Origin of the sequence: Xanthomonas sp. NCPPB 4467 (assembly GCF_041475665.2) — a bacterium.
GTDB lineage: Bacteria > Pseudomonadota > Gammaproteobacteria > Xanthomonadales > Xanthomonadaceae > Xanthomonas > Xanthomonas dyei.
This window is the reverse complement of record NZ_CM191260.1, coordinates 4,721,294-4,743,158: the sequence shown is the minus strand read 5'-3', so window position 1 is coordinate 4,743,158 and position 21,865 is coordinate 4,721,294. Positions and strand designations below refer to the sequence as shown.

The 21,865-nt window shown below is 66.0% G+C and carries 14 protein-coding genes and 1 other RNA gene; 8 read left to right on the top strand and 7 right to left on the bottom strand.

Going from position 1 to position 21,865, the window contains the following annotated elements:
• Nucleotides 1-140: 140 nt before the first annotated feature.
• Nucleotides 141-746: a PH domain-containing protein gene (locus tag ACCQ06_RS20800; RefSeq protein WP_316688985.1), complete on the top strand. Its 606-nt coding sequence runs from the start codon at nucleotides 141-143 to the stop codon at nucleotides 744-746.
• Nucleotides 747-1,134: 388 nt separating this feature from the next.
• Here the strand turns inward: ACCQ06_RS20800 and speE are convergent, their stop codons facing one another.
• Nucleotides 1,135-1,992 (bottom strand): polyamine aminopropyltransferase, encoded by an 858-nt coding sequence (gene speE, locus ACCQ06_RS20795; protein ID WP_316688984.1) that lies wholly within the window; start codon nucleotides 1,990-1,992, stop codon nucleotides 1,135-1,137.
• Between the two features lie 238 nt (nucleotides 1,993-2,230).
• Here speE and speA point away from each other — a divergent pair, with 238 nt between their 5' ends.
• The 4 genes from speA to ACCQ06_RS20775 all read left to right on the top strand — a co-directional run bounded on the left by speA (nucleotide 2,231) and on the right by ACCQ06_RS20775 (nucleotide 12,489).
• The gene (gene speA / locus ACCQ06_RS20790) at nucleotides 2,231-4,117 is read left to right on the top strand and encodes an arginine decarboxylase (RefSeq protein ID WP_316688982.1); all 1,887 of its coding nucleotides are present in this window, start codon (nucleotides 2,231-2,233) and stop codon (nucleotides 4,115-4,117) included.
• A gap of 1,344 nt (nucleotides 4,118-5,461) precedes the next feature.
• The gene (locus ACCQ06_RS20785) at nucleotides 5,462-9,385 is read left to right on the top strand and encodes a non-ribosomal peptide synthetase (RefSeq protein WP_316692711.1); all 3,924 of its coding nucleotides are present in this window, start codon (nucleotides 5,462-5,464) and stop codon (nucleotides 9,383-9,385) included.
• Nucleotides 9,378-10,709, top strand: coding sequence for a glycosyltransferase (locus tag ACCQ06_RS20780; protein ID WP_316688980.1), 1,332 nt, complete (start codon nucleotides 9,378-9,380; stop codon nucleotides 10,707-10,709). The genes ACCQ06_RS20785 and ACCQ06_RS20780 overlap by 8 nt, the downstream gene beginning before the upstream one ends.
• 655 nt (nucleotides 10,710-11,364) lie before the next feature.
• The gene (locus tag ACCQ06_RS20775) at nucleotides 11,365-12,489 is read left to right on the top strand and encodes an acyltransferase family protein (RefSeq protein ID WP_316688978.1); all 1,125 of its coding nucleotides are present in this window, start codon (nucleotides 11,365-11,367) and stop codon (nucleotides 12,487-12,489) included.
• 210 nt (nucleotides 12,490-12,699) lie between these two features.
• Here ACCQ06_RS20775 and ACCQ06_RS20770 read toward each other — a convergent pair whose 3' ends face one another.
• The 6 genes from ACCQ06_RS20770 to radC all read right to left on the bottom strand — a co-directional run bounded on the left by ACCQ06_RS20770 (nucleotide 12,700) and on the right by radC (nucleotide 17,649).
• Nucleotides 12,700-13,455: an SDR family NAD(P)-dependent oxidoreductase gene (locus ACCQ06_RS20770; protein WP_104617266.1), complete on the bottom strand. Its 756-nt coding sequence runs from the start codon at nucleotides 13,453-13,455 to the stop codon at nucleotides 12,700-12,702.
• A 32-nt stretch (nucleotides 13,456-13,487) separates the two neighbouring features.
• Nucleotides 13,488-13,561, bottom strand: a non-coding RNA gene (locus ACCQ06_RS20765) — sX9 sRNA.
• A 60-nt stretch (nucleotides 13,562-13,621) separates the two neighbouring features.
• Nucleotides 13,622-14,155 (bottom strand): hypothetical protein, encoded by a 534-nt coding sequence (locus ACCQ06_RS20760; protein WP_228323231.1) that lies wholly within the window; start codon nucleotides 14,153-14,155, stop codon nucleotides 13,622-13,624.
• 5 nt (nucleotides 14,156-14,160) lie between these two features.
• Nucleotides 14,161-15,027: an SPOR domain-containing protein gene (locus ACCQ06_RS20755; RefSeq protein WP_104617267.1), complete on the bottom strand. Its 867-nt coding sequence runs from the start codon at nucleotides 15,025-15,027 to the stop codon at nucleotides 14,161-14,163.
• A gap of 169 nt (nucleotides 15,028-15,196) precedes the next feature.
• Nucleotides 15,197-16,885, bottom strand: a complete 1,689-nt coding sequence (gene argS / locus ACCQ06_RS20750; protein ID WP_104617268.1) for an arginine--tRNA ligase — start codon at nucleotides 16,883-16,885, stop codon at nucleotides 15,197-15,199.
• A gap of 86 nt (nucleotides 16,886-16,971) precedes the next feature.
• Nucleotides 16,972-17,649, bottom strand: a complete 678-nt coding sequence (radC, locus tag ACCQ06_RS20745) for a RadC family protein (protein ID WP_104617269.1) — start codon at nucleotides 17,647-17,649, stop codon at nucleotides 16,972-16,974.
• A gap of 96 nt (nucleotides 17,650-17,745) precedes the next feature.
• On the opposite strand from radC, the gene coaBC reads away from it, so the two are divergent.
• From coaBC to ACCQ06_RS20730, 3 genes are read left to right on the top strand one after another with little or no spacing between them, the layout of a single operon-like run.
• On the top strand, nucleotides 17,746-19,008 hold the full coding sequence (coaBC, locus tag ACCQ06_RS20740) for a bifunctional phosphopantothenoylcysteine decarboxylase/phosphopantothenate--cysteine ligase CoaBC (RefSeq protein WP_316688973.1): 1,263 nt from the start codon (nucleotides 17,746-17,748) through the stop codon (nucleotides 19,006-19,008).
• Nucleotides 19,005-19,472, top strand: coding sequence for a dUTP diphosphatase (gene dut / locus ACCQ06_RS20735; RefSeq protein WP_104617271.1), 468 nt, complete (start codon nucleotides 19,005-19,007; stop codon nucleotides 19,470-19,472). The genes coaBC and dut overlap by 4 nt, the downstream gene beginning before the upstream one ends.
• A 12-nt stretch (nucleotides 19,473-19,484) precedes the next feature.
• The gene (locus tag ACCQ06_RS20730; protein WP_316688971.1) at nucleotides 19,485-21,830 is read left to right on the top strand and encodes a phosphomannomutase/phosphoglucomutase; all 2,346 of its coding nucleotides are present in this window, start codon (nucleotides 19,485-19,487) and stop codon (nucleotides 21,828-21,830) included.
• The last annotated feature ends 35 nt before the right edge of the window (nucleotides 21,831-21,865 follow it).

Below are 21,865 nucleotides of genomic sequence, written 5' to 3'. Positions count from 1 at the left end.
TTCAGATGCGGCATTCCAGTAGCGTTGTCTGGACACGGCTCGCACGCGTGCCTCACCTGGCCAGCCTGCGTTGCAAAGGCGTCCATGCAGCTTGCTGTAGTGTCGTGCGCAACGCGGTGATCAGCCGGTGGTGAGAGCAGATGAACGCAGTGGCGCAGTTGTTGACAGACGAACAGGACCCGGTGGCCGCCGGCAAGATCCTGCCCAAGGTGACCGAGTTGCTGACCGCAGACGAGCAGGTCGCCTATTTCGGGATCCAGAAAAAGATGGTGATGAATCTGTCGCCCGATGCGGTGGTGCTGACCAACCGTCGATTCATCGTGGTGCGGCCAACCCTGTTCGGCATGACGTTCCAGGATTTCCCGTGGCGCGATGTCCAGGATGTGCACCTGAGCGAGCAGATGCTGGGCGCCACCATCACCTGTCGCACCGTGCAAGGCCGTATCGCGGCGATCGACAGCCTGCCCAAGCGGCAGGCGCGACGCATCTACGCCTACGCGCAGCAGGTGGAAGAGGTGGCTTACGAAAAACGTCAGCAGCTGGAAATCGAAAAACTGCGCGTGGCGGCCGGTGGTGTGGTGGTGCATGCGCCGCCCGCGCACCTGCAAGCGTCCCCGGCAGCGCAACCGCCGGCGATGGACGACCCGGTGCAGGTGCTGGGCAAGTTGAAGCAATTGCTGGACGCCGGGCTGGTGACCCAACAGGAATTCGATGCCAAGAAGGCCGAGGTGTTGGCGCGGCTATGAGCTGCGTGCTCTGCGCGCACGCTTGATCGGACACGCGAGGCTGCCTGTGTAGGCCTTGAAGCGGCTGACAGGAGCTAGCGAGCGGTCGTCATGCGGATCGGCGGCGCACTTGGGACCAGGGTGGACGCGTGGCAGAGACCGATCCGGGCGCCGAACGTGCCTGGCTGGCAGTGAGCCCTCCAGTGTTGTTAGCTGCTCTTAGTGAGCCCCGCTGACCTGGTGGGCCAAAGCATTGCGGACAACCTTGGTCGCAGCAGTTGCCTCATCGCAACGATCTTTCAACCAGAACAGCCAGGTGTGACAGCGCCGTCATCGAAGTGATGGCTGCGGATCGTGTGATCAACGACCACCGCGAGCGCAGTGCCGCGCTCGTGGTGGTCGGACTGCCTTACTCGCCCAGCGCCTTGGCCACGAACGGCGGCGCAACCAGCACGCCGGTATGCAGGTGGGCGGTGTAATACAGCGTGTCGAAGCCCTTGGACTGCGCATCGGCCTGGCGGAAGGCGAAGTCGGCCTTGGGCTGCTTGCTGGCCATGGTCACGCTCCACCAGCCGGTGGGGTAGCACGGCTGCGGGAACGGCAGGGTCTTGAACGACTGGAAGCCGGCCTTGCCCATTTCGGTGCGCATTTCGTTGATCAGGTCCAGCAGCGCCAGCGGCGATTCGGACTGCTGCACCAGGATGCCGTCGTCCTTCAGCGCCTTGAAGCAGCTGTCGTAGAACGCCTTGTTGAACAGGCCTTCGGCCGGGCCCACCGGGTCGGTGGAGTCGACGATCACGATATCCACGCTGCCGGCCGGGCAATTGGCCATATAGGCCACGCCATCGTCGAACAACAGCTCGGCACGTGCGTCGTGGTTGGAGTCGCACAGCTCGGGGAAATACTTTTCCGACATGCGTGTGACCTGCTCATCGATGTCGCACTGGGTGGCGCTTTCCACGCCGGGGTGCTTGAGCACCTCGCGCAGCGTGCCGCAGTCGCCGCCGCCGATGATCACCACGCGCTTGGGCGCGGCGTGGGTGAACAACGCCGGGTGGCTGATCATCTCGTGATAGAAGAAATTGTCGCGGGTGGTGAGCATCACCGCGCCATCGATGAGCATCAGCTTGCCCCAATCGGTGGTCTGGTAGATCTCGATCTTCTGGAACGGGGACTGCACCTCGTCCAGCTTGCCGCTGATGCGAAAACCGATCGCCGAGCCGGTCGGCTGGAAGTGTTCGATGTACCAGTTGTCGTTGGCGCTCATGCGGACGTCCTAATTCTAAAAGAAGCGGGCTGTTCCTTCTCCCGGCGGGAAAAGGTGGCGCGTCGCGCCGGATGAGGGTCGGGCGTCGCCTCGTGCAGCGGAAACTGCGCAGCGGCTGACCCTTGCTCGGCCCCGATCCGATCAGGAGCGGGGCGTGAAGTCGGCGCGGATTGTAACGGACCCTGCGCGTGCCAGGCGTTACACTTCACGCCCTTTTTGCCCCAGCCGAGACAACGAAATGAGCGATTGGTCCCTTGACCAAGCCCGCAAGACCTACTCGATCCCGCATTGGGCCGATGGGTATTTCGATGTGAACGCCGCCGGCCACGTGGTGGTCACCCCCACCGTCGACGGCCCGTCGGTGTCGCTGCCCGAGGTGGTGGACGCCGCACGCGCGGCAGGCGCCAAGCTGCCGCTGCTGGTGCGCTTCCCGGACATCCTGGGCCAGCGGCTGGGCAAGCTGCAGGCGGCCTTTGCGCAGGCGCAATCGGAGTGGGACTACGCCGGCGGCTACACCGCGGTGTACCCCATCAAGGTCAACCAGCACCGTGGCGTGGCCGGCACCCTGGCCAGCCATCACGGCGACGGGTTCGGCCTGGAAGCGGGCAGCAAGCCGGAGCTGATGGCGGTGCTGGCGCTGTCGCGTCCGGGTGGGCTGATCGTCTGCAACGGCTACAAGGACCGCGAATACATCCGCCTGGCGCTGATCGGGCGCAAGCTCGGCCTGCAGACCTTCATCGTCATCGAAAAGCCTTCCGAGCTGAACCTGGTGCTGGAAGAAGCGCGCGCGCTGGACGTCAAGCCGGGCTTGGGCGTGCGCATGCGGCTGGCCTCGCTGGGCGCTGGCAAGTGGCAGAACAGCGGTGGCGACAAGGCCAAGTTCGGGCTGTCGCCGCGCCAGGTGCTGGATCTGTGGAAGACGCTGCGCGATACCGAATACGCCGACAGCCTGAAGCTGCTGCACTTCCATATGGGCTCGCAGATCTCCAACGTACGCGACATCGCCAATGGCATGCGCGAGGCCACGCGTTATTTCGTGGAACTGTCGCGGCTGGGCGCCAAGATCAGCCATGTGGATGTCGGCGGTGGTCTGGGTATCGACTATGAAGGCACCCGCTCGCGCAGCTATTGCTCGATCAACTACGGCCTGCATTCGTACGCCAGCAACATCGTGCAGCCGTTGGCCAGCGCCTGCGAAGAACACGGCCTGACCCCGCCGCGCATCGTCACCGAATGCGGCCGCGCGATGACCGCGCACCACGCGGTACTGATCGCCAACGTGTCCGAAGTGGAGCAGGCGCCGGAGGGCCGCGTGCCGGATGCGCACGACGACGAGCCGGCGGCGATCCGCCACCTGCGCGAGATCCATGACGAGCTCGACGTGCGCCCGGCGGTGGAGCTGTTCCAGGAAGCCCAGCACTTTCATGCCGAAGGCTTGAGCGCCTATGCGCTAGGCCAGATCGACCTGACCCACCGCGCCCGCATCGACGACCTGTTCTATGCCATCGCTCATGGCGTGCGTGCACGCCTGAGCTTCGACGAGAAGAGCCACCGCCCGGTGCTGGATGAACTCAACGAGCGTCTGGTGGACAAGTACTTCGTCAACTTCAGCGTGTTCGAGTCGATCCCGGATGTGTGGGCGATCGATCAGGTGTTCCCGATCGTGCCGATCGAACGCCTGAACGAAGCGCCGCAGCGGCGCGGCATCATCGCCGACATGACCTGCGATTCGGACGGCATGGTCAAGACCTATGTCGAGAACGAAAGCCTGGACAGCTCGATGCCGCTGCACACCTTGAACGCGGGTGAGAGCTATCGCATCGGTTTCTTCCTGGTGGGTGCCTACCAGGAAATCCTGGGCGATATCCATAACCTATTCGGCGATACAGATGCGGTGGAAGTGGCCGTGGACGGCGACGGATATCGCATCGTGCAGCAGCGTCGCGGCGATACCACCGATGTGATGCTGGATTACGTGGGGTATCAGCTGGACACCCTGCGCGCGACCTATGCCGAGCGCATCGCTGCAGCACAACTGCCACCCGAGCGTGCGCAGGAACTGCACGACGCGCTGGAGGCCGGCCTGACCGGCTATACCTATCTGTCCGACGAACCGTTGGGCTGATGCACGGCGCGCGCTGCGGGCCAGCACCGCAGCGCGCTGATCCTGATGTCAATCAAGCAACGGCTTCATGCACTACAGGCGTGAAAGCCCGCGCAGTGCACTCGCTCGCGGTATTGCCCAACGGCGCGCTGCTGCGGCCGGCATTCGCTGCGTCGCACTCGATCCTCGCTGCATAGCTGGCCGCCAGGCAGCCGTCATTGGCGTCCTGATGGCGCGCGATGGGTGAGCCAGTGCCAGGCAAGGCCAGCTGCAACAGACGCTGCGGTTTGCGCCGCGCCACATCAGCTAAACGCGGTCACGCGTCATGCCGATGACACGCAGACGACGCTTGCGTGATCGTGCGACCACCGACAACGCTGCTGCAGAAAACGCCGCGTTTCATGCAGTGATTTGCGCAATACGCAGCCCTATCAACGCTGGTGCGCGCACTGGTCTTATGTATTGCAATCGCTGAAGCACCGCGAACGCCGCATTCTGTCCATCGTCGCTTTCAGAAAAATCTACATCTCATACGCTACCGTTGCATGAGCGCGCGCACTTCCAAATACCCGCTGTTTTATGCAGTGATTTGCGCAATACGCAGCCCTATCAACGCTGGTGGGCGCACTGGTCTTATGTATTGCAATCGCTGAAGCGCCGCGAACGCCGCATTCTGTCTATCGTCGCCTTCAGAAAAATCTACATCTCATACGCTACCATTGCATGAGCGCGCGTACTTCCAAATACCCGCTGTTTTATGCAGTGATTCGCACGATATGCAGGCGTATCAACGCTAGTGCGCGAACTGGTCTTATACATGGTGCTCGTTTCGAGTAAACCCGAAAGGCGCAGCATCTGTTCGTTGCCGGGCGCTGCGCGTTTGCGCATTAGGTGCTGTGTTCGCAGCGTTTTCTTGCAACGCGCATCGGTGCCGCATCGCATTTGCTTGCGGCTATGCACATAGAACACTAGTTGAAATCACACTTCGGTCAAAAAATTTTGAACGTCACGCCCATTTCGTGATTTTTGCACGGTTCTGTCCGCAGACGAATTGTTAGTGTTTGTTTAACTTGTCGGGATACAAGTTGCTCCAATCAGACAGCGGCACATCGGGGTTTCGATTGTGCCTGTCGCCTCGTAGTGCGTGCCCATTGTGCGATTCCACTGTGTATTGCCGGCAGCTGCCGGCAGTCGATGGTGTTTTTTATCTTGCGTTTCATTACCGAGTGCTGATCCGGCGTCACTTTGACCGCAACGCGGCCAGGTCGCTCCGGGCGACTGCGCGCCACACACAAAAGGATGCTTGCCATGCACGCCGATGCCGCCCCGCTGTTTCCCTTGACTAGAGCGCAACGCGGCCTGTGGGTGGCCAGCAAGTTGCATACCGACAACACATTGATGTTGTCCGAAGCACTGGAGATGTTTGGTCCGTTGGACCCTGGGCTATTGGTCCGCGCCACGTTGCAGCTGGCGCGTGAGTTCGACACGCTGCGGCTGTGCATCGTGGAACACGACGGCGTGCCGCGGCAGGTGATCCTGCCCGAGTACACCGCGCCGGTGCCCTACTTCAACGTCAGCGAAGATCCCGCGCCGCGCAATGCTGCCGAGCACTGGGTGGACGAACAAATCCGTCAACCGGAAGACCTGGAGCATGGGCCGTTATGGCATTGCGCGGTGTTCCGTCTCGGCGAAGATCACCATATGTGGGTGCAGTGCGTGAGCCATCTGGTGATGGACGGCTATTGCGCATCGATCATGATGCAGCGCATGTCGGTGTTGTATAACGCGTACGCCGCAGATCTGGAGCCGGAACCTGCGCAGTACGGCAGCGCGTTGTCGCTGGTGGAGATGGAGCAGCAGTACCGCGCCTCCGACCGCTTCCAGCGCGATCGCGATTACTGGATGCAGCAGCTGGCCGACCTGCCGCCACCGGCAACCCTGGCGCGCCCGGGCAATCATCTGTCCTCCGGGCTGTTGCGCGGCACCGGGCAGTTTTCGCCGCAGCAGGTGGTGCGCCTGCGCGGGATGGGCAAGGACTACGGCGCCAGCTTGCCGCAGATGCTGATCTCGCTGATCGCGGCCTATTACTACCGCTGCACCGGTGCCGAAGATCTGGTGCTGGCGATGCCGGTGACCGGCCGCATCAATGCGCGCTACCGGCAGACCGCCGGGCTGGTGGCCAATGTGATTTCGCTACGCCTGAAGATGGACCCGCAGCAGCCGATCCACGCGTTGTTCGCGCAGGTCGCCTCGGTGGTCAGGCATGCCTTGCGGCATCAGCAATATCGCTTCGAGGACGTACGTCGCGACATCGGCATGTTCGGCATCGACCAGAAGTTCGCCCGCCTGGCCGTCAATATCGAAGCCTTCGATTACGCCCTGCGCTTTGGCGAGGCGTATGCGATACCGCACAACCTGTGCAACGGCCCGGCCGACGATCTGACCATCTTCTGCTACGAGCGTGGCGACGGCGCGGCCCTGCGCTTCGATCTGGACGCCAATCCGGCGTTGTACGACAGCGACGAGCTGGCCGAACACTGTCGCCGTCTGACCCACCTGGCCGATGCCGTGCTGGCAAACCCGGAATGCGCGCTGGGCGAGGTGGACGTGCTGGGCGATGAAGAGCGCCGCCGGCTGCTGTACACCTGGAATCACACCGCCGCAGCGCTGCCGGAACCGGCCACGTTGTTGCACGGCATGTTGCAGCGTGCCGAGATGATGCCTGCGGCCGTTGTCGTGCAATACGACAACCGCACCCTGGATTACGCCACGCTGTGCGAGCTGGCCTCGCGGATCGCTGCGCAGTGGGTGGCCGATGGGGTACGCCCCGGCGATGTGGTCGCTGTCGCATTGCCGCGCAGCGAGCATCTGTTGGTGGCCTTGCTGGCCATCATGTGGAGCGGCGCGGCCTATCTGCCGCTGGACCCGGAAAGCCCGGCGGCGCGCAATCGGCAGATGCTCAACGATTCCGGCGCCATTGCGCTGGTCTGCGAGCCGGCATTGTGCGAGCGCTATTTGCTCGGAGGCATGGTGTGGCTGGACCCGCGCCCAGCGCATCTGCCAGCGGCGATCGCCCCGTTGGCGACCCCGGATGGGACCGCGTATGTGCTCTACACCTCCGGCTCCACCGGCACGCCCAAGGGCGTTGAGGTCAGCCATCGCAACCTGTTCAATTTCCTGCATGCGATGGAACACGAGCTGGCGTTGCGTCCGCGCGACCGCGTGCTGGCGGTCACCACCATCACCTTCGATATCTCCGGGCTGGAGCTGTATCTGCCGTTGCTGGTGGGTGCCCGCGTGGTCATCGCACCGGCCGGCATCAGTCACGACCCGCGCAGTCTGTCGCGCCTGATCGTCAACGAGCAGATCAGCCTGGTGCAGGCCACGCCGTCGCTGTGGCGCATCCTGCTGGCCAATCAGGATCTGGCGCTGGATCGCCTCCATGCGCTGGTCGGTGGCGAGGCCTTGGTGCCCGAGTTGGCTACCCAATTGTTGAGCCGGGTCGGGCGCCTGACCCAGTTGTACGGGCCGACCGAAACCACCATCTGGTCGACCATCATGCCGCTGCAGCTGAGCGATGCGGCCGCACCGCCGATCGGCAGGCCGTTGCTCAACACACGTGTCTATGTGCTGGATGCGCAGCGGCAGCCGTTGCCGACCGGTGCGATCGGCGAGCTGTACATCGGCGGTGCCGGCGTGGCCAAGGGCTATCGCGGCAAGCGCCAGCTCACCAGCGAACGGTTCCTGCGCGATCCGTTCGCCAACGACGGCAGCAGCATGTACCGCACCGGCGACCGCGTGCGTCAGCGCCGCGACGGCCTGCTGGAATTCATCGGCCGCGCCGATGCGCAATTGAAGATCCGCGGTCACCGGGTGGAGCCGGCGGAAATCGAAAATGCGCTGCTGCTGCATGCGCAGGTGGCGCAGGTGGCGGTGGTTGCGCACAGCGATGGCGACAACACCGTGCAACTGCTCGCTTACGTTGTGGGCAAGCATGGCAACACGCCGTCGAGCGAGTTGCTGCGCGCCCATCTGCAACAGCGCTTGCCGGCGGCGATGATTCCAAGCCTGTGGATGCCATTGCCGGCGTTGCCGCTGACGGCCAATGGCAAGCTGGATCGCCGCGCCTTGCCTACGCCGGGCGCATTGCCCAAACGCGCGCATGTGCCGCCGCGCGACGCACTCGAACATCAGCTGGCGGCCCTGCTGCAGGAGGTGCTGGGCATCGAGGTGGTGGGGGTGGACGACAACTTCTTCGAACTCGGTGGCGACTCGCTGCGTGCGGCAGAAATGGCGGCACGCTTCCCGCAACTGTTCGGGGTCGAGCTGCCACTGGGTGCGCTGTTCCATGCGCCGACGATTGCCGGCCTGTCCGAGGTGATCAAACGCAGCGCGCAGACGCCCAACGACCCGCTGAGCGTGCTGTTGCCGATGCGTGCAGGCAGCGCGGGCGTCACGCCGTTGTTCTGCATCCATCCGGTCATCGGCCTTGGCTGGTCGTATCTCACCTTGCTTGGCCAGCTCGATCCGCAGTGGCCGGTGTATGCGTTGCAATCGCCGGCATTGAGCGACCCGCAGCACCGCCCGGAAAGCATCGAGGCGATCGCCCACGATTATCTGGCGCGTCTGCGCAGCGTGCAGCCGCATGGCCCGTATCGCTTGATGGGCTGGTCGTTGGGCGGCTTGATCGCGCACGCCATGGCCGCCGAATTGCATGACCTGGGCGAACAGGTCGAATTGCTGGCGATGCTCGACAGCTACCCGCATCTTGAACAGGCCGCCGCACTGCCCGAAGCGGAAAACGTGCGTGCATCGGTGCATGCGCTGGGGCTGACGCTGGCGCACGACCAGCCGATGCCGACCACGGTGGCCCAGCTGGCCAGCCTGCTGTGCGATCACTACGGGCTGACCACCTTGCCGGCGGTGCAGCAGTTGCTGGAGCAACGCCCCACGCTGCTGGACGACCTGGGTGCAGTGACCCAGCATCACCTGCACCTGGCGCGACGTCACCGGCCGCGCGCATTGAATCAGGATGTGCTGTTCATCGAAGCAGCCGTGCGCATGAGCTCCGGTGGTGACGAGGCGCAATGGGTGGATTACCGGCCGCAGGCATGGCGCCCCTATGTGCGCACGCTGCATCTGCACGCCCTGGAAAGCGATCACCACTCGATGTTGTCGGCCGCGCACTCGGCAACGCTGTGTGCGCTGTTGCACCAGGCAAGCGCACAGGTGTTACAGCGCGACGCCAGCATCGCCAGCGCCAACGACGGGGTGGCCGAATATGCCTGAGTCTCTTGCATCGGTTGCGGCCAACCGCCCGATCGTCATCGCCACCCTGGGCACGCACGGCGATGTGCGCCCGATCATCGCGCTGGGCCGCGGTCTGCAGCAGCGCGGTTACACGGTGCGGGTACTGACCAGCCACAACTTCGAGTCGCTGATTCGCGCCAACGGGCTGGAGTTTTTCCCGCTTAGCGGCGACCACCAGAAGTTGCTGCAGGGCAACCCGGATGTCGCAGAAATGCGCGGCGGCTGGCGTGGCATCTGGGGCACCTTGCGCGCGCAGCTGCTGACCTGGGCGCGCGATTGGGCAGAGCAGGGCCGGGCGGCGTGCGCCGACGCCGGCCTGATCCTGGGCGTGGGCAGCGCAAGTTTCCTGGCGCACAGCCTGAGCCAGGCCTATGGAATGCCGGTGTGCTTTGCACAACTGCAACCGCTCACTGCCTCGCGCCATCTGCCGTTGATGGTGATGCCCAACCTGCGCCTGCCCGGGCGGGTGAGCGTGGCCCTGCACCACGCGGTGCGTTTTGCAGGCTGGCAGCTGATGCGTCCTGCGCTCAACGGCATCGTGCGGCCGGCATTGGGGTTGCCGGCGTATCCATGGCGCGGCCCGGATCGCTCCGGGTTGCGTGTGATCTATGGCTACAGCGCGCAGCTGTGCCCGCGTCCGCCGGACTGGTCGCAAAGCGCGCAGATCTGTGGATTCTGGCAACTGCCGCAGCCGCAGTGGCAACCGCCGGCCGCGTTGCAGGCGTTTTTGCAGGCCGGGCCGCCGCCGTTGTACATCGGCTTCGGCAGCATGACCAGCCGCGATGCGGTGCAGCTCACCGCCACGGTCAAGGCCGCCGTGCGCCTGACCGGGCAACGGGCATTGCTGGCCAGTGGCTGGGGCGGGCTGGCGACCGCCGACACCGCCGCCGCGGATGACGCCGAGCGCTTCTTCCATCTGGAACAGGCGCCGCACGATTGGTTGTTTCCACGGGTGACCGCGGCCGTGCATCACGGCGGCGCGGGCACCACCGGCGCAGCGCTGACGGCGGGGATTCCGTCGGTGGTGTTGCCGTTTGGCTACGACCAACCGTTCTGGGCGCATTGCCTTGCGCAACGTGGCGTGGCGCCACCCGCACTGGCCCGAGTCGGCTTGCAGCCGGAGACGTTGGCCGAGGCGCTGCGCCAGGCCGGTACACCGACCATGCGCGCGGCGGCACGCGCACTGGGCCAGCGCATTCGCGACGAAGACGGCGTGCGCAACGCGGTCGATCAGCTGGAAGCTTGGGGGCTATTGACTCCCGTCGCGCGGGTGGCACGGGTCGAGCAGGCGGCGGTGGCTTGAGGCTGGCAGTGCTGTGTCAGCCTCAGGCCGCGCGTCGTGCTCGTCGATGGGGAGTGTCATGCCTGCGCTAGCAGGATAAGCGCGGCCAACAAAACGCCTGCGCTCGCCGTCAGGCGGGCACGCTCGGTGCTCGGTGCGGCATGGCTGTTCGTCATGCTGGTTCTGAGCGTGCGGTGCACCGCCACCTGACGATTGCTCGCTGTGTGTGGTTAGCCGCTCCAAGTCGCCGGCGTGATGCAACGGGGTTGCAGGCAGCGCGTTGAACGCAAGGCTGCCATCGCTCCGTGTCGGTCGCAGCGGCCAACCACATTGCCGTCGCATGGCGATGCGCCTCTGGCCATACGACGCGATGCAGCGGTACGACGTGATGTCAGGGCAACATTGCAACCGCACAGATCGCGCGCTGACATGCGGTTGTGTCTGTGCACGTTCGTCGCCGCGATCGTCTGCCGCTCAGTGCGGTGTCTCTCCATCTTCTCCACTTGTCTGCCTCCGTGCTCTGCATGCCAATGCGTGCGCCGGGCCGGCAGGCAGCATGCACTGCGTAGCCCTCGGCTGTGCCCGCATCACAGCGTCGCTGGCCACACAGCGCGCAACCTACGCATGGGCGGATGTCATGCGGCACAATCGGTGTTCCTCATTGCCGATCGCCCACATGCGCTATCCCGCCTTGGACCTGCTGCGTGGTATCGCCATCGTCTGGGTGATGCTGTTCCACGCGTTTGTGGTCGGTGGCCTGGGGCCGGACTGGGCGTGGCTGTCGCGCTATGGCTGGATGGGGGTGGACCTGTTCTTCGTGCTCAGCGGATTCCTGATCGGCAGTCAGGTGCTGACGCCGTTGGCGCACGGGCAGCGCCTGGACTTCAAGGATTTTTATCTGCGGCGCGAGTTGCGCATCCTGCCGGCGTTTGCGGTGGTGTTGCTGGTGTACATCGCGTGGCCCGGTGTGCGCGAAGCGCCCGGGCTGGCGCCGTGGTGGATGTTCGCCACCTTCACCTTGAATCTATTGGTCGATTACGGCCAGCAGGCGGCGTTCTCGCATGCCTGGTCGCTGTGCGTGGAAGAGCATTTCTATCTGGTGTTTCCGCTGCTGGCCACGCTGTTGTTGCGGCGTCCGTCGGCTGGGCGGTTCATCGCGTTATGCGTGGCCGTGGTGGTGGCCGGCATCGCGTTGCGTACCAGCGTGTGGCTGCACAACACGGCGCTGGATCAGCTGGGCGGCGGGCAGCAGCGCAACTGGTTTGTCGAAGATATTTATTACCCCACCTGGAACCGTCTCGATGGCCTGCTGGCCGGCGTGGTGCTGGCGGTACTCAAGGTGTTTCGTCCGCAGGTCTGGCAACGCCTGCAGCAGCGCGGCGGCACGTGGTTGCTTGCCGGCGTTGCGGTCATGGCGCTGGCACTGTGGTTGTTTCGCGAGCGCACCGGCCTGATCGGCAATGCGCTGGGCTGGCCGGTGCTCTCGTTCGGGCTGGCCTCGCTGGTGCTGGCAGGCACTGCCAATAGCGCGTTTGGCCGGTTGCGGGTGCCCGGTGCGGCATGGCTGGCGGCGATTTCCTACAGCCTGTATCTGACCCACAAGGCGATGTTCCATGTGACCCAGACCTGGTTCGGCGCGGCATTGGAGGGCCGTGGCGTGCTGGCATTTGCGGTGTATGGCGCTGTGGCGCTGCTGGCGGGCGCGTTGCTGCACTACAGCGTGGAGCGCCCCTTCCTGCGGCTGCGTGGCGTGCTGCTGCGCAGCCGTGCCCGATCGCGCGGCATGCCCGAGTCGGCGTAGCGCAGCTTGCGGAATCGTTGAACAGAATGGTTGAAAAGAAAAGCCGCGCAGTGCGCGGCTGTCGAGGATCGCTGTGCGTGTCTGCAGTAGATCGGCAGCGCGATGGGTGATCGCTCACCACGTGCGACGCTGGCTTGCCCCTTCGCTGCCACACCGCGGATGTGGCAGCGCATCTTCACTGCGCGTCCTCTCAGGCGCAGCGTCGCTTGCTCACTGCGCGTCGCGCGCCACCTGAAATCCTGCGAACGACTGCGTCACCGGCATGATTTCCAGCCGGTTGATGTTCAAGTGCGCCGGCAGGCTGGCGACGTAGAAGATCTGCTCGGCGATGTCCTCTGCCGTCATCGGGGTGGCGCCGCGGTACAGCGTGTCCGAGGCGGCCTGGTTGCCGCCGGTGCGCACCAGAGTGAACTCGGTTTCGGCCATGCCCGGTTCGATCGAGGTCACGCGTACGCCGGTGCCGTGCAGATCCGCACGCAAGCCCAACGAAAACTGCTGCACAAACGCCTTGGTGCCCCCGTAGACGTTGCCGCCGGTGTACGGGTAGGTCGCCGCGACCGAGGCGATGTTGATGATGGCGCCACGACGCGCGATCAGCGCCGGCAGCAGGCGGTGAGTGAGGGTGACCAGCGCGGTGACATTGGTGTCGATCATCTGCTGCCACTGCGCAAGGTCGGCCTGCTGCGCGGGCGCGGTGCCCAGCGCCAGGCCGGCGTTGTTGACCAGCACATCGATGTCGGCGAATGCGGCCGGCAGTGCGTCGATGGCGGCCGACAAGGCCTGCGCATCGCGCATGTCGAAGGCGGCGGTATGCACCTGGCCGGCAGGCAGTTCGGCCGCCAGTGCGTCCAGGCGGTCGGCACGCCGGCCGGTGGCGATGACCTTCCAGCCGGCGGCGGCAAAGCGACGCACCGCGGCGCTGCCGAATCCGGAAGTGGCACCAGTGATCAGGACGGTCTTGGACATGGGAACTCCAGGGGATGGGGGATGCTTACAGCGGCTAAAAAACGTGGCGAGCAGAGGTCAGATGGATGGTTAGCGCGCTCGGCGCCAAAGTGTACGAGTGGTCCATGCCACACCGGGAACCGGCCGCGCCCGCCTGGCGGCGAGCGCAGTGGTGGTGTCAGCGCGCTTAGGGAACAGGAACCGGGCGTGCAGCTGCGTCCTGACGTGCGCGCAGCATGTCCGCGGTGAGCGGTTCGCGGGCGATCACATGCCCCCGGCGCAGCCGCAGCAGCACATAGCCAGCCGGCGCGTCGGACGGTGCGTTCTCTGCGGCCGGCAGCGCGGCGATCAGCTCGCCATCCACCCACACCGCTGCGACCGGTGCGCGCTGGCCGGGAAACAGCACCGACAGCGGCAGCTCCGGTGGCGCCTCGGCGCAAGCACCCAGAACCACGCGATCGAGCACCAGTTGCTGGGCGTCCACGCGCCAGAAGGCCTGATAGCCACGCCAGTTGGCGCTGCAGCCGCCCAGGGCACTGCCCGCATGCGCCACGAAGCGCTTCCAGGTGGCGGGGTCGTCCAGCGGCCCGGACAGCGGCTCGGCCAGCAGCAGTGCCGGCTGACCATCGATCTGGATCTGGTCGGGAATCTGCTCGGTGGCTTGCGCCGTGCCGATCAGCGCAAGCAGTCCGAGCAACGCGCTGGCAAAGCGCCGCATCACCGTGCTTACTGCGCCTTGATCGCGATGGCAGGCAACCCGCTGCCGGTGAGCTTTTGCTTGGCTTCGGCCAGCTCGCTTGCGGTGCCGTAGGGCCCCATGCGCACGCGGTAGACCGTCTTGCCGCTGATGTCGGCCGATTCCACGCGCGCGGCCAGGCCCATCATCGCCAGCTTGGCCTTGGTCGACTCGGCGTCGCCGGAGGCGCCGAACGAGCCGGCCTGCAGGATGTAACGGGTGTTGTCGGTGACGGCCGGCGCTGCCGCCGCCGTTGTAGGCTTCGGAGCCGCAGCGGCCGGTGTGGTCAGTGCCGCGGTGCTGGCCGGTGCCGGGGTGGTTGCTGGCCGTGTCTGGGCGGCTTCCGGCAACGGCTTGGGCGCGCTGGCAGCGGTTTCTTTCAAGGGCATCGGCACGCTGGCTGCTGGCACGGCCGACGCGACGCTGGCTGCTGCACCTGGCGCCGGCGCGATGGGCTTGCCTTCCAGTGCGGCGCGCGCACGCGCGGCTTCTTCGGCACGCGCGCTGGCGGCCAGTTCGGCGTCGGACATCTGCACTTCCTTGCCGGGCAGCAAGGTGTAGAAGTCGTACTGGGTCTGCGCATCGCCTGGCTTGGGCTGCGGTTTGGGCAGTGGTGCGCTGGGCTTGGGTAATTCGGCCGGCGTGTCGGTGTCGGCGTCAGCCACCGGTTCGGGCTGCGCGTCCGGATTGGCGCGGGGACCCACACGCAGGAAGCCGTCGCCATCCTTCTTGAACAGGTTGGGGGCGGCCAGGAAGATCACTGCCGCAATCGCGGCGCCCGCCACCAACCACACCCAACCGGGCGTGCCATTGCTGGTGTTGCGTCGTGCCTGGCTCTTACCGCGTCGTGCTGCCATCTACCACTTCTCCGAATCGTGTCGTTGCGGGCGGTGCGCCCGGCTTGGTGCGGCGATCGCTGCGGCTGCGCCTGCCTTGGGCGGCGCGACGGACGCGCGCGGCGACGCAGACTGCTGCTGACTGCGCAGGCAGGCGTGCGCCTCACGCCTGCCTGGTTGCTGCCCGTCCTTACATCTTTTCCGGGGCGCTGACGCCGAGCAATTCCAGGCCGTTGGCAAGCACCTGTTGGGTCGCGACGGCGAGGGTGAGTTTGGCGTCGCGCTCTGCCGCATCGTCCACCAGCAGCTTGGTGTTGTGATACCACGTGTGGAAGGCATGCGCCAATTCACGCAGGTACTGCGCAATCTGGTACGGCTCCAGTGTCTGGCCGGCGATTTCCACTACTTCCGGGTAGCGCGACAGCTCCAGCATCACGTTGAGCGAATGCTCGTCGTCCAGCCTGGCGAGCTGTGCAAGACCATTGGCCTGCTCGTACTTGAAACCCTTTTCCTGCGCCTGGCGCAGCACGCTGCATACCCGTGCGTGCGCGTATTGCACGTAGAACACCGGGTTGTCGTTGCTCTGCGCGCGCGCCAGATCGATGTCGAAGGTGAGCTGCGAATCGGGCTTGCGCGCGATCAGGAACCAGCGCACCGCATCGGCGCTGGTTTCTTCGATCAGGTCGCGCAGGGTGACGTAGCTGCCGGCACGCTTGGACAGCTTCACTTCCTCGCCACCACGCATCACCGTGACCATCTGGTGCAGCACGTATTCCGGCCAGCCCTGCGGGATGCCCAGTTCCAGCGCCTGCAGGCCGGCGCGCACGCGGGTCAGCGAGCCGTGGTGGTCGGCGCCCAGCTCGGTGATTGCGCGCTCGTAACCGCGCTGCCACTTGGTCAGGTGATAAGCAACGTCCGGTACGAAGTAGGTGTAGGTGCCATCGGATTTGCGCATCACGCGGTCCTTGTCGTCGCCGAAGTCGGTGGACTTCAGCCACAACGCGCCGCCTTCCTCATAGGTATGGCCGGAGGCGATCAGCTTCTGCACCGCTTCTTCGACCTTGCCGTCCTTGTACAGCGAGCTTTCCAGGAAATAGATATCGAAATCGACGCGGAACGCGGCCAGGTCGTGGTTCTGCTCGTTGCGCAGATACGCCACCGCAAAGCGGCGGATCGATTCGAGATCGGCCGGATCCTTGCTGCCGCTGACCAGATGACCTTCCAGGTCGACGGTGTCGCCGGCCAGATAGGCGGTAGCGACATCGGCGATGTAGTCGCCGCGGTAGCCGTTTTCCGGCCAGCCGTCGCTGTCGGGGGTGAGCCCCTGCGCGCGCGCCTGCACCGACAGCGCCAGGTTCTCGATCTGCACGCCGGCATCGTTGTAATAAAACTCGCGCTTGACGTTCCAGCCATTGGCATCGAGCACGCGTGCCAGGCTGTCGCCGATCGCCGCGGCGCGGCCGTGGCCAACGTGCAGCGGGCCGGTGGGGTTGGCCGAGACGTATTCCACGCCGACCGAGCGCCCGTTGCCGGCCAGGCCGCGACCGTAGTCGTTGCCCTGCTTGATTACATGGGCAACCTCGCGCTGATACGCGGTGGGCGCCAGATGGAAATTGATGAAGCCGGGGCCGGCGATCTCCACCTTGGCCACGTCCTCGCTGGCCGGCAAGGCAGCTACCAGCGCCTGCGCCAGCGCACGCGGATTGCTGCGCGCGGGCTTGGCCAGCAGCATCGCGGCATTGGTGGCGAAGTCGCCGTGTTCGCGTGTCTTGGGTCGCTCGACCACAAAATCCGGCGGCAGGGTGTCGGCGGGCAGTGTGCCGTTGGCGCGCAAGGCTTCGATGCCTTGGCCGATCAGTGCGCGGAGGAGGGCTTTCACGTGGGATCTGCTTGGAACCAAACCAGCGATTTTACCCGACCGCGCGGCACCCGGTCCGGCCGATGGTTCAGGTCGGCGCGGCGGTCTCATTCCAGCCAGCCGCGCTCGGCCAGCGAGACGGGGCGACCATCGCCGATCACGAAGTGGTCGAGCAGGCGGATGTCCACCAGCTCCAGGCCCTGCAGCAGGCGCTGGGTGACCGCGCGGTCGGCCTCGGAGGGCTCCGGATTGCCGGACGGATGGTTATGCCCGACGATCACCGCCGCAGCGTTGTGCAGCAGCGCCCGTCGCACCACTTCGCGTGGATGGATGTCGGCGCCGTCGATGGTGCCGGTGAACAGCTCCTCGAAGGCGATCGCGCGGTGGCGGTTGTCCAGAAACAGTACCGCGAACACTTCGTAGGCCCGCGCGCGCAGCCGCTGCGAGAAATAGCGGCCTACGCTGGGCGGGTCGCTCAGGGCCTGGCCACGCTCCAGTTCGCTCATCAGGTGGCGATGCGCCAGTTCCATGGCGGCGCTGAGCTTGCACGCCGAGGCCGGGCCCAGCCCGGGTAGGCGCGCCAGGGCCTTGGCCGGGCGATCCAGCAACAGGCGCAGGGGGCCGTGGCGATGCAGCAGATCGCGCGCGGTCTGGACCGCATCCTGGCCGCGCAGCCCGGAACCGACAAAGATCGCCAGCAGCTCCGCATCGGAGAGGGCGGGGGCCCCGCGCGCCAGAAGTTTCTCGCGCGGGCGCTCATTGGTAGGCCAGTCGTGTATGTGCATATGGCGAGATTGCCGGTGCTCATCGCCGACGCCCATCAGTCCAAGCGGGGGCATCGGCTAATCTAGTTGTCCTTGTAACCGTAGGACGACTCCGACGTGATCGGCTCCACTCAGGCCCGCCCCCTGGACGGACAGCGTTTGCTGCTGTGTGTCGGCGGAGGCATTGCCGCTTACAAATCGCTCGAACTGGTCCGTCGCCTGCGCGACGCCGGCGCACAGGTGCAGGTCGCCATGACCAGCGGCGCGCAACAATTCGTGACCCCGCTGAGCTTCCAGGCGCTGTCCGGGCAACCGACCCGCACCACGCTGTGGGACAGCGCCGCCGAGCAGGCGATGGGGCATATCGAACTGGCTCGCTGGGCCGACCGGGTGATCGTGGCGCCGGCCACTGCCGATCTGCTCGCGCGCCTGGCGCACGGGCTGGCCGACGACCTGGTCACCACGCTGTGCCTGGCCACCGCCGCGCCGCTGACCGTGGCCCCGGCGATGAACCACCGTATGTGGCTGCACCCGGCGACCCAGGCCAATATCGCGACGCTGCGCGCGCGTGGCGTGGCGGTGGTCGGCCCCGACGACGGCCCGCTGGCCGAAGGCGAGTCCGGTCCCGGTCGCCTGGCCGAGCCGGCGGCGATCATTGCCGCGCTGGCCGGCACCGCCACCGCTGCCGAGGCGTCCCCAGCCACTGCCGCGCCGGCCTTCGTGCCCAGCAGCGCTGAGCTGGACGGCCTGCGCATCGTCATCAGCGCCGGCCCGACCTTCGAAGACCTGGACCCGGTGCGCTACGTCGGCAACCGTAGCAGCGGCAAGATGGGCTACGCGCTGGCCGCCGCCGCCGCGCGCCAGGGCGCCGAGGTGGTGCTGGTCAGCGGACCGGTGCACCAGACCACGCCGGTCGGCGTGCAGCGCATCGACGTGCGCTCGGCTGCGCAGATGCGCGATGCGGTGCTGGGTGCGTTCCCGGCGGACATCTACATCGGCGCGGCGGCGGTCGCCGACTACACGCCCAAGCACGTGGTCTCGCAGAAGATCAAGAAGACCGGCGAAACGCTGACCCTGGAACTCGTGCGTACCCCGGACATCCTGTCCGAGGTCGCTGCGCAGACCGGCGCGCTCAAGCTGGTGGTCGGTTTTGCAGCCGAAACGCACGACGTGGAGCATTACGCGCGTGGCAAGCTGGCAGCCAAGCGGCTGGATCTGATCATCGCCAACCAGGTGGGGATCGTCGGCGGCGGCTTTGAAAGCGACAACAATGCCGCCACCGCCTATTGGCAGGGCGGCGAGCGTGCGTTTCCCACCAGCAGCAAGACCGAACTGGCCGACCAACTGCTGGCCCTGATCGCGGAGAGATTGCAGGCATGAGCCACCCGACCCACTCCTTGCAGGTGAAGTTGCTCGACCCGCGCTTCGGCGATCTGTGGCCGCTGCCGGCCTACGCCACCGAGGCCAGCGCCGGCATGGACCTGCGCGCCGCGCTGGAAGCGCCGATGACGCTGGAGCCGGGCGATGCGGCGTTGATCCCCAGCGGTATCGCGATCCATTTGGCCGACCCGCAGGTGTGCGCGGTGATCCTGCCGCGCTCCGGGCTGGGCCACCGCCACGGCATCGTGCTCGGGAACGGAACCGGACTGATCGATGCCGACTACCAGGGTCCGCTGCTGATCAGCACCTGGAATCGTGGTCGAGAGGCCTTCACCATCGAGCCGGGCGACCGGATTGCGCAATTGGTGATCATTCCGATCGTGCGCGTAGGCTTGCAAGTGGTGGATACTTTCGTGGACAGCGCGCGGGGAGCGGGTGGATTCGGCCACACCGGCGTGCGCTGACGGGGGAGTCTCATGAGCAAGGCGAACGAGCGCAGGCAGGGGATGTCGGGCGTGCGTACGAGTGGTCCGGTGTTGGGGGGCGTGTTGTTGCTGCTGGCCGCCTGGTTCGGCTGGAACAGCTACGCGCAATGGCGTGAGGATGCGATCGCCCAGGACCTGGAACAGGCGCGCGACCGCGCCGTACAGGACGTCGGCAAGGCAATGGCGGCGCAGGCCACCCAGCTCGACGCCGTGCTCAAACAGCCGCCGGTCGCCAGTGCCTTGGCCAACGGCGACGCGCTGGCAGCCGCCTCGGCGATCCGCGAGCGTTTCAAGGGCGCCGAGGACGTGCAGGTGCTGCCCGGCGATCTGGCCGCCGCCTATGCCAGTCCCAAGGATTTCGGCTACGCGCGGCTGAGCCTGCTCGAATCGGCGCTGGTGGCCGACCGTGCGCAGGTGCACGTGGTCCGCGACGCCAAACAGGTGCGTCTGGGGGTCGCTGCCGCGGTGCGCCTTGGCGCGCAGCCCGCGGTGGCCTATGCACGGCTGCCGCTGCTGCGCCTGACCGGCCCGCTGGATGCGATCGCGGTGCCTGGCAGCGCCTATCTCGCGTTGCGCCAGGGCAGCTACAACGTGGCCCAGCAGGGCGATGCAGGCTTGGCCGATGCTGCCGAAACGCTGGCAAAGCCGCTTGGCACCAGCGGCCTGCGCGTGGCCGCTGCGGTCCCGCAGAACGACAGCGGGCCGCTGGGTCTGGGCGCGCTTGGTTGCGCCATCGTGGCCGGGTTGCTCGCCATCATCGCGGTCTTGCTGATGCTGGCCAGCCGTGGCCGGGTGGCGCTGCCGCGTCGCCGCGTTGCCGGCGAGGCGGCCACCGATGAACCGACCTTCAGTCAAAGCCTGCAGCACGACGCCAGCCTTGCCAGCGATGCGCGCGAACTGGATGAGGCGGCAGCGCCTGCGCCGCCGCCGCTGGTACCTGCGGTGCAGATCGCCACCGAGATGTTCCGCGCCTACGACATCCGAGGCGTGGTCGGCAAAGACCTCAATCCAGGCGTTGCCGCGTTGATCGGCCAATCCATCGGCAGCGTGATGCAGGCGCAGGGGCTGCGCGATGTGGTGGTGGGGCGCGACGGGCGTCTGTCCGGACCGGAGCTGACCAATGGCCTGATCGAAGGTCTGCGGCGTGCCGGCTGCAACGTGACCGACATCGGCCTGGCGCCCACGCCAGTGGTGTATTTCGGCGCCTATGAACTGCGCGCCGGCAGCTGCGTGGCGGTGACCGGCAGCCACAATCCGCCGGACTACAACGGCTTCAAGATCGTGATCGGCGGCGAGACGCTGTCCGGCACTGCCATTGCCGAGTTGCATCAGCGCATCAACGAAGGCCGCCTGCATACCGCAGCCACGCCGGGTGAGCTGGAACAGCGCGACATCAGCGATGCCTACATCCAGCGCATCGCCGACGACGTACAGCTGGACCGTCCGATCAAGGTGGTGGTGGATGCCGGCAACGGCGCGGCCGGCGAGATTGCGCCGCGTCTGCTGGAAGCCATCGGTGCCGAGGTCGTGCCGCTGTATTGCGATATCGACGGCACTTTCCCCAATCATCATCCCGACCCGAGCGAGCCGCACAACCTCGATGATCTGGTGAAGATGGTGCAGCGCTTCGATGCGGACATTGGCGTGGCCTTCGATGGCGATGCCGACCGTCTGGGTGTGGTCACCAAGGAAGGCAAGGTGGTCTTTCCCGACCGCCTGCTGATGCTGTTCGCCGCCGACGTGCTGCAGCGCAACCCCGGCGCCCTGGTCATCTACGACGTGAAGTGCACCGGCAAGCTGTCGGACTACGTGCTGCGCAACGGCGGCAGCCCGCTGATGTGGAAGACCGGGCATTCGCTGATCAAGTCCAAGATGCGCGAAACCGATGCCGAACTGGCCGGTGAGATGAGCGGGCATTTCTTCTTCAAGGAACGCTGGTACGGGTTCGACGACGGCATCTATGCCGCTGCGCGCTTGCTGGAAATCCTGGCCCAGCGCGAGCAAACCCCCTCTGAAGTGCTGGATGCCTTGCCGGAAAGCGTGTCCACACCGGAGATCAAGGTGCCGGTGGAGGGCGATGCGCATGCGTTGGTGGCGCGCTTTGTCGAGCGTGCGCAAGCCGGGGACGAGTCGCCGTTCGAATCGGCGCGCTTGTCGACGATCGATGGCTTGCGCGCGGATTTTGCCGACGGCTGGGGCCTGGTGCGTGCATCCAACACCACGCCGATTCTGGTGCTGCGTTTCGAAGCCGACAGCGAGGCCGCGTTGGAGCGCATCCGCGCGCTCTTCCGCAGCCAATTGCAGGCATTGCTGCCCGAGCACCCGCTGGGGTTCTGAGTCGCGCACGCTGAGGTAAGCGCGCCCACCGCGTG

Bases quoted from the DNA above. Each gene is read 5' to 3' on its own strand.
- ACCQ06_RS20775 (WP_316688978.1), top strand. From the start codon at position 11,365: ATGCGCTATCCCGCCTTGGACCTGCTGCGTGGTATCGCCATCGTCTGG.
- ACCQ06_RS20780 (WP_316688980.1), top strand. From the start codon at position 9,378: ATGCCTGAGTCTCTTGCATCGGTTGCGGCCAACCGCCCGATCGTCATC.
- ACCQ06_RS20755 (WP_104617267.1), bottom strand. From the start codon at position 15,027: ATGGCAGCACGACGCGGTAAGAGCCAGGCACGACGCAACACCAGCAAT.
- speA (WP_316688982.1), top strand. From the start codon at position 2,231: ATGAGCGATTGGTCCCTTGACCAAGCCCGCAAGACCTACTCGATCCCG.
- dut (WP_104617271.1), top strand. From the start codon at position 19,005: ATGAGCCACCCGACCCACTCCTTGCAGGTGAAGTTGCTCGACCCGCGC.
- radC (WP_104617269.1), bottom strand. From the start codon at position 17,649: ATGCACATACACGACTGGCCTACCAATGAGCGCCCGCGCGAGAAACTT.
- speE (WP_316688984.1), bottom strand. From the start codon at position 1,992: ATGAGCGCCAACGACAACTGGTACATCGAACACTTCCAGCCGACCGGC.
- ACCQ06_RS20730 (WP_316688971.1), top strand. From the start codon at position 19,485: ATGAGCAAGGCGAACGAGCGCAGGCAGGGGATGTCGGGCGTGCGTACG.
- ACCQ06_RS20800 (WP_316688985.1), top strand. From the start codon at position 141: ATGAACGCAGTGGCGCAGTTGTTGACAGACGAACAGGACCCGGTGGCC.
- ACCQ06_RS20770 (WP_104617266.1), bottom strand. From the start codon at position 13,455: ATGTCCAAGACCGTCCTGATCACTGGTGCCACTTCCGGATTCGGCAGC.